Genomic DNA, 15984 nt, shown 5'->3' on the forward strand with positions numbered 1-15984 from the left:
CTACACCCATAAGGTTTCGTCGGCAGCGTCAGATGTGTATAAGAGACAGGGCGTAAATGCTGCCAGTGTGGACAAGAAGTTCCGTGCAACAGGAAAAACTTCTGCATCGAGTGATGCCTGAGCGCATTCCATAAAGACCCCAGACATCTCATCGGTGGGCGACTCAGGAATATGGTGAGTCTCGAGGATGTGATGCAGTTCGGTGGGCGAGAGTGGTTCGCGCGCATCTTTGGTGCCTGTTTGCACTGCGAGCGCCGTGAGCTCCATGGCAATGGTTGGCATAGCGGCTGGCACAAATTGTGTTGCCATCTGATAGCATGCACGTGCCGCCAAAATGTTGCCCTGCTTCCATTGGAAGAAAGCCATGCGGTAGTAAGCAGTACCAACAGCTTGAGGATCGTGCGCTTCTTTAAGCAACTGCGTGAGAAGCTCAACGGCTGCTTTATTGTTGCCGGATGCTTCCAAACAACGTATCAACTGTAATTTTGCCTGTGCATCCAGAGGAGCAATGCGCACCAATTCTTGAGCATGTTTTGTCGCGCGCCCCACGCGGCCTTCTGCAAGCTCTGCCATAACTGCGAGCACATGAGCATGGTAGTAGGCATCAGGTACGAGCATGAGGCTGCGACCAGGGGCTTTGTGGATGCGATTGTAGAGCGCACGGTCTACAAAACTCGAGAAATAACGCCACTCTAGCTGCGGAGAATCAGCATATGCACCGGCTGCATCCAGCGGTTCTAACGCAGCCCTGAGTACTTCCAGAGCAGCTGTGGCATTGTGAGCTTGTAGTGACCTGCGCGCGAGCTCACAGGCACGAGACAGCGCATCGCCTGTCATAAATTCTTCGACAACGGACTGGGGTTCTCCATCAATCGATCCGCGTACAAGAGCATTTGCTGTACGTTCTGCAGCACTACGAACGCTAGGATCAGGATCGTCTCCTGCCAGCTCAAGGATGGTGTGGACGTTATGCTGAGTTGCATTCTTGCGCACAGGTGCTACCAAGCGTCGCAAGATGTCATCAGCAATCGCTTCACGCTTCTCAGATTCTTGGATAGCAAGTCCGCTGACGTGGTCGGTGCCTAGTGCATGTGCTAGATGTTTTGGTAGCTTGCGTGTTGACATCGAAACGCTTTCATAACGCCGTCGCGGGCAGAAGCGCTCTTCTGAAAGAGAAAAACTCTGCGTAACAGGACGCAAAAAGCCATCCTCAAGGCGCATGACAGGGCAGAAGGGTCGCATAATTTTTTCGAGGTCATCGGTATGTTCAAGCTCCGTTTTGGCAAAGCGCCAACGGTCAAAATCTACCGAGAGATAGCAATCATGACGCGAGGAAGTATCCAGAATGCCCGCTACCCAAACATGCTTAATCTTGGAGGATGCGCGAAACGCACTTGCCGCCAAGAGCAGAGCAAGACGAATAGCATAAGCAGAAGCCATTTGGCGGCGCATCTGTTTGGTAGTCTGCACACGCTTGTTTTTATCATTGAGCATCGGGACTGCCCATGAATTGGGGAAGACATCTGAAGGTATAAGTTGTATCTCGATGGCGACATTACCATCGGCGACATTGGTGCGCCATGATGCGGTCAAGCGATAAGGCAGCTGGAAGCTCTCGATAGCTGTTGAGATGTAGTTGCGCACCGCCCACTCACCATCAGGTTCTACATCTTCGGGCAGCTCAATAGGGGTATCAATAGCTGCGGCCTGAGCCACAATCGAAGAGGTGATGCGCTGTTGGAGAACTGCGACCTCTTCTTCGCTTGCATCCTGTGGGTCTTCAAAATAACTGTAAGCAAAGCGCAACGCATTGAGCGCCGCTTCGATGCGCAGAATTGTGAGCATTGCTGAGTAGGGGAGCTGCCCTTGCTCAATTCTGAGATAAAGCATACCTGACGCATGAGGGCGTACAATGCGTATTGGAGGCAGTTCAATCTTTTCGTCAAAAAGTCCCGACTCATACAGGCGATGTGCCAAGAAAAGCTCTACGCCACAGGGTAGGAGGGGTTCTTCATCCTTGGCATATTCAAACTGAGCTACGGTCTCATTGGGCTCTGCTTCGCTAAGCTCTGCTTCTTCAAGGGCGAAGGCACCGTAGAAGTTTTCGCGTTCACGTACCTCTGCAGCAAAGAGCTTGAGCTCGCCTAACGGATCAGGGCTTTCAAGCAGTTTTTTGGTGAACTCTGTAAAGTCAAGCTGTGAGCAACGATAAGCGGGTTCGCCATCATCTTCAGCTACTACTGCTGCTTCAGACGAGCTTAGTGTCTGATCGGAATCTGTAGTATTAAGGTCCAGAGGGGGATTGGGTACATCCTTTTGTTTGGATGTATCTTCAGTTACAAGCTCTGTAGCATCAGCAGAGCACGTAGTTTTGGCATCATCAACAGCATGGGGCTTTCTTGTGAGTGTCGCTTTGTGTTTTGCCTGGAAAAGAACATATGCGCTGACAGCACCACCAACAACACCCAGCAATACAGCAATTGCCAACTCTTTGTTTGGCGTAAATCTTGCTATGCTCAGTGCAGCTGTTATCCCCGCCACCCACAGGATTGCTTTTTTCAAGTGCGATTTCCTCGTGAATGCTAAAGGTTTTTTATTTTTTTGTGTATCAGTACGGCCAAAAAGTCGCATTTGTCTCACTTTCGCAAGTTGTTCTCTATAGTTTTATACCCCGGTAGGCACAGATTAAAACCTCCCTTGCAGCAAAACAGCTGCTTTGAAGAGGCGTTATGTAGTTGTTTTCTTAAATACGTTTTTTGAAGCAAAACTTGAAAAAAGACGGCAAACTTTGCAAGCTCAATCTAGCTCTACTGCATCGATATGTCTTTACTGCTGCAGACATATATCAAACGTAGATACATGCTTTTTGACATCCGCCAAATTGGGACTAGATATGACGAATAAAAAGTCCTGAGAGAAGCTTTGGTTCAAACCACGTTGACTTGGGTGGCATCAACAAACCAGCATCGGATACCGACATGAGCTCATCGAGTGATGTTGCGTGCAACGTGATGGCAACACCCCTATCTCCTGCTGCATCCCCGCTGCGCCGAGCTGCGTCTTTGCCACCAATAAAAGAAATGCGTGAGTCAACGGTAGGGTCATTGATGCCAAAAATGGGACTCAAGATAAGATTTTGAACAAGGGAGGTATCAAGCCTTGCGACAGGGTCATCTTTTGCTGGCCTCTCAGTAAGTCGTAACTCATACCATTTACCTTCGAGCTTCAAGCCAAACAGGCCTTTTTGGGCAGGGTTTACTACACCATCTACTTCCGTAATGCTAAAGCCCTGCTTGCTCAATTCTGCAAGTATTTCGGTGGGGGTTTTACTACCTTTATCAGTGATAACGCGGTTGTACGGCAAAATATGTAACTGGCTTGCTGGAAAAAGTACTGCTAAAAATGTGTCTGCTTCGCAGGATGTATCCTGGCCTGTTGCCTGCAATTTTGCACGCTTTTCTTGGCACACGGCAACCGCCGATGCAGCTCGATGATGCCCATCGGCAATGTAGGCACAAGGTATTTGGTCTAGCATGAGTTGTAGTGATCTCACAGCTACATCGCGCGCCACGCGCCAAATGCTGTGGTGGCAGCCAGTCTCATCGGTAAAATCGTAGAGCGGCTCCGCACTGCTCATCAGTGCAATCAAAACATCAAGTGCACTGTTGTCGCGATAGGCAAGGAAAATCGGTCCCGTCTGTGCACTGGTTGCGCGTATGTGGTTGATGCGATCTTGTTGTTTGTCTTTGCGCGTCAATTCGTGACGGCGGATGACGCCATCTTCGTAATCAGATACCGCTGCACCGCACACCAAACCCGTTTGGGTATGTCCATCGACTGTCATGCGCCAGATATAGTAGCAAGCCGACTCATCACGCAATAAGCTGCCATCAGCTACACGCTCATTGAGCAGCTGACGTGCTTTTTCGTAAACCTCGGGAGCATACATGTCCTGCTCTGCTGAAAAAGCGGTCTCAGGCCGATCGATGGCTAAAAATGACTGAGGATGAGCTGCTACATACTCAGCTGCACTTGTACGGTCAAACACATCATAGGGCAGAGCGGCAAAATCGGCCGCTCTCTCAGGTGTGGGGCGAAAACAGAAAATAGGCTGAGTGTGCATACCCGCTCCTTTTGCTTTTGTGTAGCGCAAATCCATGCTAGCCCAAGTGGGTAGAATAGAGCCGTGCGTCTCAAGGAGTACGCACGTGATTTTACAAACTAAGGTGAGCAGCGTGCAGACTCCGTTCGCATCATGCGTTGCTTGCAGGGCTTGGAGGCATGGTATGAATCTTCGTTATCTGTCCGAACCAACTGATCCAGCTGCATGTACGGTGCAGGTTTTGCGTGATCTTGCGCAGCGCCCCTGCATCCTTTTTGATTTTGATGGCACACTGGGTAATACCACTCAGTCAATTGTGGCTACAGCGCGTACGGTGTTAAGCGATTTTGGCATGAGCGAAGAAGAGATGGGCGACTTGCGTCGTCTGATTGGGCCACCTTTTCCTCAAGCATACACCGAGGTATATGGCTTATCAGAAAAAGATGCGGCCACCGTCACGGCACATTATCGTAGGCTATATGACCTCTGCGGTCCCGAAGCTTGGCCTCCTTTTGCTGGTATTCCCGAGTTGTTGGAACAGCTTCAGGCCAAGGGACGTCATTTAGCTGTGGCCTCATCCAAACGACAGGGCCTGCTTGAGCGCTGTGTCGGCGATGGTAAGATTGCTGATTATTTTGAAGCTATCGAAGGCAAGAAAAACGATACGAACAAGCAGACCAAAGCTGACACCATCCAGGCTGCCATCGACAAACTAGGTTTTACGGCCGAGCAGGCGGTAATGGTAGGCGACAGGCATTATGATGTGGCAGCTGCCAAGCAGGTAGGTCTACCCTGCATCGGTGTCTACTTTGGTGACACAGCGCCTGCCGGAGAACTTGAGGAAGCAGGTGCTATCACGGTGGTACACAGTGTTGCTCAGCTCGGTTGTATCCTTTGTGGTACAGAGCTGTCGAACTGAGGGGTAAAACCACCGTTTGCGGTGTTCTCATGGAGTCGAGCGAAAAATTTTGTCAGAGCTCGCCTACGATGGGTATACAAAAGCCAACGGGTGCACACCCGTACAAGCTACAAACAAAGGAGCTTATCATGGCACTGATTGACGACATGTCCGAGACCGCCCATAAGATTTTTCTAGCTGGTATTGGTGCTGTTGCAACCGGCGCAGAAATGTCTAGTCAAATTGCAGAAAAGTCTGGCGCGCTTATCGAAGAGCTGGTCAAGAAGGGCGAGCTTACGGTAGAGCAGGGCAAGGAACTCAACGAAGAGCTCAAGCACAAGGCTTCTGTGGCAAGCAGTGATACCGAGGCAAGTATTTTGCGCGCTCGTCTGCGTGGCATGACGCCCGAGGAGCGCGAGGCCTATGTGGCAAAAATTGCTCAGATCAAAGATGACCTCAATGCTGAGCCTGTTGAGGTTGATGGCGAGCCTGTTGAAGAGCCCGATATTGAGGTCGAAGTTGAGGTAGAGCCTGAGAGCGAACCCAAGTCTGAGTCCGAGGATACTGAGGCATAGCATTTGCTTGCCGCAGAGGTTTTCTTCCGTGACTGAAGACGAATTTGGACCTGAAGACCGCCTTGAGGGCTGGGAAGAAGCTCTCAAGGCGCAAGAGGGTGCCTTTGAGACTATAGGTATTTTTGGTGGGCGAGACACATCGCCTGACCAGTACCAAATTACGCGGGCGAGCAAACTGTCTCGTCTAAGGGAAATTTTGGCGATTACCAGCCATTATGATGTCTGGCACGGTTTGACGCCGCGGAGCATGAGGTCTTTGCTTGAGGAGTTGGGACCTACCTTTGTAAAAGCAGGGCAGATTCTTTCTATGCGTTCGGAGATTTTGCCCGAAAGCTTTTGTGACGAACTCAAAAAGCTGCGTACCGAAGTCGAGCCCATGGATCGCACGACCATGCTGCAGGCTTTGCGTGACGAATATACCACTCCCATTGAGGATATTTTTGACGCTATCGATGATGTGCCGTTAGGTTCGGCATCAGTCGCTCAAGTGCATAAGGCTCGTCTTGTTACCGGCGAGTTGGTGGCTATCAAAATTCAGCGCCCTCAGGTACAAGAAAAGATGGCGCAGGATATCTCTATCATGCGTTCTCTTGCCCGCCGCATGGACAAACTAATGCGACGCAAGCTGTTCATCGATTTTTCTTCAGTGGTCGATGAACTTTGGCAGTCCTTTGTCGAAGAAACGGACTTTTTAGTCGAGGCCAAAAGTCTTGAGGAATTTGCCCGCAATAACGCTAACTGCAAATTTGTTGACTGTCCCAAGCCGTATTGGCGTTGGTGTACCCGCCATGTAGTCGTGATGGACTACGTTGAGGGTATTCCTGTCGACAAAACCGAGGAGCTCAAAGCGGCAGGCTATGACTTGTCCGAAATTGGCTCAAAGCTGGTTGACAATTACACACGTCAAATGCTTGATGATGGTTTCTTCCATGCTGATCCACATCCAGGCAATCTTGTAGTACGCGATGGTCAGCTGATTTTTCTCGATTTAGGCATTATGGGACGCCTCACTGCGCTTGATCGAGCAGCGCTAACCGATATGGTGGTAGCAGTAGGTACCCGTGATTCCGTACGACTCAAAGATGGCTTATTGCGTTTTGCTTCCTCTGATGTATCTGAAGTTGATCATGCGAGTTTGCTTGCAGACCTCGATCAAATTATTGCTAATTACGGTGAAGCAGATCTTTCCGAACTCGATATTGCGGGTTTCTTTAATGCGTTGATTTCGATGGCACGTGAAAATGGCATCGAGTTGCCGGGGACGGTTACGATGCTGGCTCGCTCGCTTGTAACCCTCGAGAGCTTGGTCGATTAATTTTTGCCTGGTACTTCTATTGTTGACATTATTGGGCAGCATGTAAGTCATGTACGCAAAGATCGTGCTGCTCCCATTGATGAGCTGCGCAGTTATGCGATGGAATTTGGGCGAGCAACCCATAGTTTGCTCCAGGCAGGAAGCGAAATGTCAAATATTTCGCGCATGCTTACCCGAGGTCAGCTGAGAACACAACTTGATGTGAATGGTCTGCACCGGCCTATGCGCAGTTTGGCACATGCGCTCGACCGCTTGGCAATGAGTATTATTATTGCTGGTTTGTTTATTGGCTCATCGGTGGTGTATTTTGCCCGCATCAAGCCTGTTGTTTTTGGCATTCCTGTGATTGGATTTTTAGGCTATCTAGTGGCACTTGTTTTGGGCCTTTGGATTGTTATTTCCATCCTTCGCGAAAGCCATCGCCGCAAGCAAAACAAGTAGCGAAAAGAAAAGCGCCTAGCTTCAAGCAGCTAGGCGCTTGGCTATATCGCATAGCCTGACTATTCCAACTCGAACGCGCCAGTGTAGAGTTGGTAGTAAGTACCTTTTGCTGCAATCAGGTCATCATGGGTACCGCGCTCGATAATGTGGCCATGATCCAGCACAATAATCACGTCAGAGTTGCGAACGGTCGACAAACGGTGGGCGATGACAAAGGTTGTACGGCCTTCCATCAGTGCGTCCATACCGCGCTGCACTATCTGCTCGGTACGTGTATCGATGGAGCTGGTTGCTTCGTCAAGAATCATGACTGGCGGATCGGCTACAGCGGCACGTGCAATTGAGAGCAGTTGGCGCTGACCCTGCGAAAGGCGGGCAGCGTTGTCCGTAAGCATAGTCTCATAGCTTTGTGGCAGACGACGGATGAAGCTATCGGCACCTGCAATTTTTGCCGCACGGATGCATTCTTCATCGGAGGCACTTAGCTTGCCATAGCGAATGTTGTCCATAACCGTACCAGTAAATAGGTTGGTATCCTGTAGCACCATGCCAAGTGAGCGGCGCAAATCTGCTTTGCGAATCTTGTCAATATTGATGCCATCGTAGCGAATTTTACCATCGGAAATATCGTAGAAGCGGTTAACCAAATTAGTGATAGTTGTTTTGCCAGCACCTGTAGCGCCAACAAAAGCAACTTTTTGACCAGGTAAGGCATACAGTGAAATATCGTGTAGAACCTCGTGGTCAGGCTTATAGCCAAAGTCTACATCGACAAACACCACTTCGCCTTGTAACGGAATCAAATCAACCTTGCCGTTGTTCTTGTGGGGATGTTTCCAAGCCCACTTACCAGAGTTTTCATGGCACTCGTGAAGACTTCCATCGGAGTCACGCACAACATTGACGAGCGTAACGTAGCCCTCATCGGTCTCGACAGGCTCATCAAGCAGTTCAAAAATACGTTCCGCACCAGCGAGGCCCATGACTACAAAGTTAATTTGGTTTGATACCTGACCAATTTGGCCTGCAAAACGCTTGGTCATATTGAGGAAGGGGATCACAATATCAATGGAGATGAGCATGCCCGAAATCGAGGGGTTGGCCATATGAGTCTCGAGCATAACAACGCCCATAAGCGCAACTAACACGTAGGCGATATTTCCCATATTCATCAGGATAGGAGCAAGCGTATTGCCATAGATATTTGCCTTGTTGGAAGCCTCAAATAAACGACTATTAACCTCATCAAAGCTCGCCTTAGTGGCCTCTTCGTGGGTAAACACCTTGATAACTTTTTGGCCACTCATAGCCTCTTCAACAAAGCCTTCAGCATGTGCAAGCTCATGCTGCTGATCAAGGAAGAAGCGAGCAGAACGACCACCCAGCAGACGGGTAACCCAAAACATCAGTGCAATAACCACCAGTACTACCAGTGACAGCGGTACTGAATACCACAGCATTAAAGCGAGAACTGAAATCATGGCGATACCAGAAATCAGCAGGTTGGGAAGGGCCACGCCGATAAGTTGACGGAGGGTATCAACGTCGTTGGTATACGTAGACATAATGTCGCCATGTTTGCGCGTATCAAAATATCTAATGGGCAAATCTTCCATGTGGCTAAACATATCATTGCGAACGCGCATGAGTGTGCCTTGAGTGACTACCGCAGCAAGTTGGGTCTCGATAACAATGGCTATCAATGCCAGTATGTAGCAGCCCAAGAGCGTAAATGCAATCTGCATAAGGGGAGCAGCTGCTGCCGACCAATCGCCCTGCTTCCAATACTGGCCCACAACAGCAATGGCTTGCTGCAAAAACATGGAAGGCAAGGTTGCCACAACGGCCTGGGTAACGATGCACAAAAGAATAATGACGGTGTGGGCGGGATAGTAACGTATCATAAGGCCGATGGCGCGTCGCAGTGTTGCTAAGGGCCTGCGAGCTCCGCGCTTGTGTTCAGGCTTGGAGTCGCCTTCGCCTGCGGGCTTTTGAGTTGTTTGAGCAGTGTCCTGCTTAAGTTCGTCTTGCTTACTCATCAGCCTCTCCTTCCTCTGCGATATTGCCCATGCGCTCGTCGTGGGACTGTTTGTTTTGAGTGGTATAGATGTCGCGATAAATATCGGATGTGTGTAGCAGCTCATCATGGGTGCCGATAGCGCTTATACGTCCGTCATTGAGTACCAAAATGCGGTCTGCATCTTCGACAGACCCCGTACGCTGTGCGATGATAATCTTGGTTGTCTCAGGCGCGTAGCTGCGCAAACCATCGCGAATCAGACGGTCGGTCTTGGTGTCTACCGCACTGGTAGAATCGTCCATGATAAGGACACGTGGATGTTTGAGCAGAGCGCGTGCAATACAGAGGCGCTGTTTTTGACCACCAGAAACATTGGTGCCACCCTGCTCAATATAGCTGTCATATTTGTCAGGCATCAGCTGAATAAACTCATCCGCCTGCGCAATCTTGCATGCTTCGATAAGTTCCTCGTCGGTGGCGTTTTTATCGCCCCAACGCAGGTTTTCTTTGATGGTGCCCGAGAAAAGTACATTGCGCTGTAGCACAACTGCTACGGCATCGCGAAGGGTATCAAGATCATAGTCGCGCACATCGTGACCGCCCACGCGCACGGTACCTTCGGTTGCATCGTACAAGCGGCTGATAAGCTGGATGAGGGTAGACTTACTGGAACCCGTTCCGCCGACAATGCCAAGTACCTCACCGCTCTTAATATGCAGATCAACGTCAGAAAGTGCCATACGGTCAGCGCGCTCAGAATAGCGGAAGCTCACATTATCAAAGTCAATGCTGCCATCGGGTACTTCCATCAGAGGGTTTTCGGGATTTTTGATATCAGGGGTTTCCATGAGTACTTGGCAGATACGCTGAGCGCTCTCAAAAGACATCGTAATCATGACAAAAATCATCGTGAGCATCATCAAGCTCATCAGTACCGACATACCATAGGTAAGCAAAGCAGATAAGGCTCCAACCTGCATGAGACTGCCTTTAGATTGAATGATAGCTTTGCTGCCAAAGTAGATGACAAAAAGGAAGATGACATCAACCGAGAAGGTCATTACGGGGCTAATCCAAGCCAAGATACGCTCAACGTGGACAAAGTCATGATAGAGTGAGCCGCTCGCATCTCCAAATTTTTGTTTCTCATACTCTTCGCGAACATAACTTTTGACTACACGTATACCATCAATGTTTTCTTGAACGGAGTCATTCAAGCGATCGTATTTCTTGAAAATGCGGCGGAAGATAGGCATAACCTTTGCAACAATAAAGAAAAGAAATATACCTAGGAAAATAGCAACAACCACAAAGACTGCCGCCATAGGACCTGCTGTAGCAAAAGCCATGACGATGGCAAAGACAATCATCATGGTCGAACGGATTGCTGTACGAATGATCATCATGTATGCCTGCTGGACATTGGTCACATCTGTGGTGAGGCGAGTAACCAGTGACGAGGTTGAAAAACGATCAATATTGGAAAACGAAAAATCTTGAATGCGTGAAAAGATATCGTACCTAAGGTTTTTTGCAAAGCCAGCAGAGGCGGTCGAGCAGGTCACGCCTGCTGCAGCACCAAAGGCGAGTGAAAGAATTGCGAGTAGGATAAGGGCAACTCCAAAGTTGGCAACGACGCTCATGCCAGCGCCTTCGTTGATTGCATTGATGAGTCCTGCGGTCAAGAAGGGCAGGGCGCACTCGATGAGAACCTCAGCTGTCACAAGAATAGGAGTCTTAATAGAGAGTTTTTTATATTCACGAATACTGGGTTTGAGGATGGCGATGACCTCGCCAAAGCTATAAGCACCATCTTGGAAACCAAGGCGCTTTGCCCAGCCTTGTTTTTGTTCTTCTTTTGCCATTACATCGCTCTCTCTTGATCTTCAATTTCGTGCCAATGTGCAGATATGCGGTCAAGCATTTCTGCTAGTTGAGTTTTTTCTTCGTCTGAAAGCGGATAGAGAGACTGTTGTATAAAGGCTTCGTGCTTGGCGTTGATTTCTTCAGCGCGCGCATTTCCTTCTACAGTCAAAATCACCTCACGCTGACGACCATCGTGTTCTAAGGGCTTGCGCTCGATGAGCTTTTCGTTTTCGAGTTTAGTCAGCACTTCAGAAAGCGATGCGGCTGCAGTTCCTGCCCGGTTGAGCAATTCGCGCTGGGGAAGGCTTCCACCAGCTTGGCGCAGAGCGATGAGAATATAGGGTTTGCCTGCGCGACCTCCTGCATGGTGATGCAGAAAAAAGCCAAAGTAACCAAAATTTCGAAGCACTCGGCATTCGGTAGATAGAGATGCAAGCTTGTTTTTTTCGTCTTCTGCCTCGAGCATAATTTCCTCCCTCACTCGAGTAGTTCTTCTCCTAAATAAGGGAACGTGGAGGGATTGTAGGTACCGAAATAGTTAATGTCAAGGTACCGAATAAATTTTTCTTTTTATCGAAAGACGTACATATTTTGCTCAATAGAGATAGCTATGACAGGGGTGGAGAGGGTGGGGAGTAAGCAAAACGACCGCTTGATGTGATATTTCTGCCGTCTACCGTTTATTTTGCACGATTATGAGCGAATATGAGCGAATATCTTGCAATAAACTAAAAAATAGTTCATAATCAATCACAAGAGATATGGATGAATTCCCTAGGAGGCGAAATGTTGGCCCCAGAGAGACGCGAGCGTATAGTTCAGCTCGTTGATACGTATGGCAGCATTTCGGCCAGCAGGCTCATAGAAGAGCTTGGCGCTAGTCCTGCAACTATTCGCCGCGATATCGAAGCTTTAGCTCAGATGGGCCGTCTTGTCAAAGTGCATGGTGGTGCTACGACAATCAATAACTTTACGTATGAGACTTTTGACCGCGCTTTGGATGAACGCTATGCGCTGAATGTAGATGAAAAGAAAATCATTGGCGCTCATGCTGCTGCACTCATTGAGCCCGGTGATTTTGTTTATATCGATGCGGGGTCTACCACCGAAGCTCTGGTGGATGCTCTGGATTGCCAAGGCGTAATGTTTGTCACCAACTCGGTAGTGCATGCGCGCAAGCTTGTATGTAAGGGTTACCGTACTCTTCTTACAGGTGGCGAGCTTAAGGCGTCAACAGAAGCTATGGTAGGTCCCGAGGCAATTTCAGGTATTCAGCGTTATCACTTTACCAAAGGTTTTTGGGGTACCAATGGCGCCACGCGCGCTCAAGGTTTTACCACCCCTGATATTAACGAGGCCCAGGTCAAGCATGCTGCTATGGAAAGGGCGGGCCAGCGTTTTGTACTTGCAGATGCCGATAAACTTGGTCGTGTTGCGCCAGTAACTTTTGCAGATTTCACTTCGGCTACGATTATTACCGCAGGCGATGTGAATAGTGTGTTCGGCAAGCTTCCCAACGTAGTGGAGGTATCTGAATGATTTACACCGTTACATTCAATCCAGCACTCGACTATGCAGTGGGGGTGGAACATCTACAACTTGGCTCGGTCAATCGTACCTGCAGTGAGAAAATTCTTCCTGGCGGTAAGGGTATTAACGTATCCATTGTCTTGGGCAATTTAGGGCATGAATCCATCGCCTTGGGCTTTGTCGCAGGCTTTACTGGTCGTGAGATTGAAGAGCGCACGGAGTCCTATGGTGCTCAGTGCAAGTTTATTCATGTTGCTGAAGGTCTTTCCCGTATTAATGTAAAGATCAAAAGCGATGAAGAATCCGAAATCAATGGTATGGGACCACGTATTACCGACGCTGACGTGCAGGCGCTTTTTGAGCAGCTTGATACCTTAGTTGAAGGTGATGTGCTGGTAATTTCTGGCTCAATTCCTTCGGTGTTGCCAGCTGATATGTACGAGCGTATCATGGCCCGTCTTGAGGGGCGTGGCATTCGTATTGTTGTTGACGCTGAGCGCGATTTGCTTACCAACGTGTTGCCGTATCGCCCTTGGTTGATTAAACCAAACAATCACGAGCTTGGGGCCATTTTTGGTGTTGAGCTGCGCACGCGCGATGAGGTTGTGCCTTATGCCAAAAAGCTACAAGAGCGAGGTGCGGCAAATGTATTGATTTCTATGGCAGGAGAAGGTGCTGTGCTGGTTGCTGAGGATGGCACGGTTACTGGTGGCCCTGCTCCTAAGGGCACTGTGGTCAACTCCGTAGGTGCTGGTGACTCGATGGTTGCTGGCTTTGTAGCGGGTTATTTGGAAAAGGGCAATTACGAGGATGCATACAAGATGGGCGTTGCATGTGGTAGCGCATCTGCATTCTCGTCTGAGTTGACGACTCGTGCCGAGGCGGAAGCTCTGCTTGCAACTCTATAAGACAGGTCGATGGCTGGCACATGCGTGTTAGGTGAAAGGGGAGACGCATGAGGATTAAAGACTTACTCAAACCCGAGACAATCAAGATTGGAGGTGCTCCAAAAGATAAAGCTGCAACCATCGACCAGATGGTGGCGCTGATGGAGCATCAAGGCAACATTACTGATGTTGAGACCTACAAAAAGGCTGTCCTTGCCCGTGAAGCCGAGATGAGCACGGGCGTGGAGAATGGTCTTGCTATCCCTCATGGCAAGTCTTCCGCGGTAAGCAAGCCTGGTTTGGCTGCAATGACCATTCCTACAGGTGTTGACTATGAAGCACTTGATGGCGAGCCGACTACGTTGATTTTTTTGATTGCAGCTCCCGACACCGAGGACAACGTACATCTGCAGGTGCTTGCAAGTCTTTCTCAACTCTTGGTGGATGAGGAGCTTTGCAATAAGCTACGTGCAGCAAAGACGGCAGATGAGTTCCTTAATCTGCTGAATGCCGCTGAGGATGCTCTCTATGTTGCCGAGCAAGAAAAGAAGCGTGAGCTTGAAGCCCAGACGGGTCAGTTTGACCTCGTGGCCATTACTGCTTGCCCCACTGGCATTGCTCACACCTATATGGCTGCAGAAAGTCTTGAGAAGAAGGCTGCCGAGATGGGTCTTAAAATCAAGGTTGAGACCCAAGGTTCTGGTGGTGCGAAAAATGTCATCACAGCAGAAGATATCAAATCTGCGAAAGGTGTCGTAATCGCTGCTGACAAAAACGTCGACCTTGCACGCTTTGCGGGTAAACCCGTCTACTCCACTACCGTCACCAAGGGCATCCAGGAGCCTGAGCTGCTTATCAACAAGGTCATGAATGGCGAAGCTGCTATCTATGCTGGTAGTGGTGCCGCACCAGTGAGTTCGGCCGATGATGGCGAGGGCGTTGGCCATATCATCTACAAACACCTAATGAATGGTGTTTCTCACATGCTGCCGTTCGTTATTGGTGGCGGTATCCTGACGGCACTTGCCTTCCTCTTTGATATGGGTGCAGCTGGTGCTGGCAATTATGGCTCTTCTACACCCTTTGCCTTCTTCTTTAAGGCAATCGGCGGCGAGGCCTTTGGTTTGATGTTGCCCATCCTTGCGGCATATATCTCGATGTCTATTGCTGACCGTCCTGGTTTGGCACCTGGCTTTGTTGGTGGTTTATTTGCCAAGGCTGGTTATAGCATAGGTTTTGTGACCGCGACTGCAGCTGGTGATGCTGAGGCTGCTGCTGCTGCCTGCGTCTCTGGTGGTTTTTTGGCAGCGCTCTTTGCTGGTTTTGCTGCAGGCTACATTATGCTGGGTATCGAGAAGCTCTGTGACGGTATGCCCAAATCTCTTGAAGGCATCAAGCCCATCCTCATCTACCCACTCTTCGGAGTGCTCGTTGTTGGTGGCGTGATGTTCCTACTTAACCCGATTTTTGGCGCTATCAATACTGCTCTGAACAACTTCCTCGCTGGTATGGGTACAACCAACCTTGTTCTGCTTGGCGCTGTTGTCGGTGGCATGATGTCCATCGATATGGGTGGCCCATTCAACAAGGCTGCCTACGTCTTTTCCACGGGCCTGCTTGCTGATGCCACGCTTGGCTCTGCTGGTCAGGTAGTCATGGCATCCTGCATGGTTGGCGGCATGGTGCCTCCTTTGGTGATTGCTCTGTCCACAACCTTCTTTAAGAACAAGTGGAACAAGGCTGATCGTGATGCAGGCTTGGTAAACTACATCATGGGTCTGTCCTTTATCTCCGAAGGCGCCATCCCCTTTGCGGCTGCTGACCCCGCTCATGTGCTCCCGAGCTGCATCGTTGGTTCTGCTGTTGCCGGTGGACTATCTGCACTCTTTGGTTGCTACAGCCCCGCTCCCCATGGTGGTGCTTGGGTTATTGCTGTCCTTGGCAATCCTGTAATGTTCATCCTTGCCCTGCTCGCTGGTTCTGCTGTTGGCATGCTGATTCTTTCCTTCTGGAAGAAGCCTGTCAACGAGTAGAGGTCCTCTAGCGTGGCGTTACTCGTGCAAGCTACACTGCTTGTCGATATGTAGTTCAAGGGAGTCGCCTTGGTGCGGCTCCCTTTTTCTTCTCGACTCTGCTCAAAGCTCGAAAAAGCTACGGATTATTTCAAGTAGTGCGACTCTGCTTATCAAACGCCACGCATCGTTTCAAGCAGATTAGTCCTGCTTGTCAAACGCCACGCATCGTTTCAAGTAGCGGGCTCCTGCTTGCCAAACGCCACGGATCATTTCAAGCAGAGCGGCCCTGCTTGCCAAACGCCACGTTCTGTTTCAGAAAAAATGTCAAAAGCCAC

12 protein-coding genes are annotated in these 15984 nt (G+C 49.6%); 7 read left to right on the forward strand and 5 right to left on the reverse strand.

From position 1 onward, the window contains the following. The gene (locus Q0X25_RS04360; protein WP_298579269.1) at positions 1 to 2562 is read right to left on the reverse strand and encodes a bacterial transcriptional activator domain-containing protein; all 2562 of its coding nucleotides are present in this window, start codon (positions 2560 to 2562) and stop codon (positions 1 to 3) included. Between the two features lie 325 nt (positions 2563 to 2887). Further along, positions 2888 to 4123, reverse strand: a complete 1236-nt coding sequence (locus tag Q0X25_RS04365) for a DUF1015 domain-containing protein (protein ID WP_298579270.1) — start codon at positions 4121 to 4123, stop codon at positions 2888 to 2890. 163 nt (positions 4124 to 4286) lie between these two features. Between Q0X25_RS04365 and Q0X25_RS04370 the strand changes: the two genes are divergently transcribed. From Q0X25_RS04370 to Q0X25_RS04385, 4 genes are all read left to right on the forward strand, one after another. Further along, positions 4287 to 5021 (forward strand): HAD family hydrolase, encoded by a 735-nt coding sequence (locus Q0X25_RS04370; RefSeq protein ID WP_298579271.1) that lies wholly within the window; start codon positions 4287 to 4289, stop codon positions 5019 to 5021. 128 nt (positions 5022 to 5149) lie between these two features. Next, positions 5150 to 5575 carry a hypothetical protein gene (locus tag Q0X25_RS04375; RefSeq protein ID WP_298579272.1) on the forward strand — a complete coding sequence of 142 codons (426 nt, stop codon included), beginning with the start codon at positions 5150 to 5152 and terminating at the stop codon, positions 5573 to 5575. A gap of 28 nt (positions 5576 to 5603) precedes the next feature. Then, a complete protein-coding gene (locus Q0X25_RS04380; RefSeq protein WP_298579273.1) occupies positions 5604 to 6890 on the forward strand; it encodes an AarF/ABC1/UbiB kinase family protein in 1287 nt (428 codons plus the stop codon). Positions 6891 to 6893: 3 nt separating this feature from the next. Then, complete coding sequence (locus tag Q0X25_RS04385; protein ID WP_298579275.1) at positions 6894 to 7331, forward strand: hypothetical protein; 438 nt, start codon at positions 6894 to 6896, stop codon at positions 7329 to 7331. A gap of 59 nt (positions 7332 to 7390) precedes the next feature. Here Q0X25_RS04385 and Q0X25_RS04390 read toward each other — a convergent pair whose 3' ends face one another. From Q0X25_RS04390 to Q0X25_RS04400, 3 genes are all read right to left on the reverse strand, one after another. Further along, entirely contained in the window at positions 7391 to 9235 is a 1845-nt protein-coding gene (locus tag Q0X25_RS04390) for an ABC transporter ATP-binding protein (RefSeq protein WP_367270394.1), read from the reverse strand. Positions 9236 to 9362: 127 nt separating this feature from the next. After that, complete coding sequence (locus tag Q0X25_RS04395; RefSeq protein WP_298579277.1) at positions 9363 to 11216, reverse strand: ABC transporter ATP-binding protein; 1854 nt, start codon at positions 11214 to 11216, stop codon at positions 9363 to 9365. Then, entirely contained in the window at positions 11216 to 11683 is a 468-nt protein-coding gene (locus tag Q0X25_RS04400) for a MarR family winged helix-turn-helix transcriptional regulator (RefSeq protein ID WP_298579278.1), read from the reverse strand. Before Q0X25_RS04400 ends, Q0X25_RS04395 begins: the two co-directional genes overlap by 1 nt. A 320-nt stretch (positions 11684 to 12003) precedes the next feature. On the opposite strand from Q0X25_RS04400, the gene Q0X25_RS04405 reads away from it, so the two are divergent. Genes Q0X25_RS04405 through Q0X25_RS04415 form a run of 3 tightly spaced genes read left to right on the forward strand, consistent with a single transcriptional unit; the run spans position 12004 to position 15667 of the window. After that, positions 12004 to 12756 (forward strand): DeoR/GlpR family DNA-binding transcription regulator, encoded by a 753-nt coding sequence (locus Q0X25_RS04405; RefSeq protein ID WP_298579279.1) that lies wholly within the window; start codon positions 12004 to 12006, stop codon positions 12754 to 12756. Beyond that, the gene (pfkB, locus tag Q0X25_RS04410) at positions 12753 to 13655 is read left to right on the forward strand and encodes a 1-phosphofructokinase (RefSeq protein WP_298579280.1); all 903 of its coding nucleotides are present in this window, start codon (positions 12753 to 12755) and stop codon (positions 13653 to 13655) included. Before Q0X25_RS04405 ends, pfkB begins: the two co-directional genes overlap by 4 nt. Before the next feature lie 47 nt (positions 13656 to 13702). Further along, a complete protein-coding gene (locus Q0X25_RS04415; protein ID WP_298579281.1) occupies positions 13703 to 15667 on the forward strand; it encodes a fructose-specific PTS transporter subunit EIIC in 1965 nt (654 codons plus the stop codon). The last annotated feature ends 317 nt before the right edge of the window (positions 15668 to 15984 follow it).

It is taken from the genome of uncultured Olegusella sp., from assembly GCF_947253395.1.
Lineage (GTDB): Bacteria > Actinomycetota > Coriobacteriia > Coriobacteriales > Atopobiaceae > Olegusella.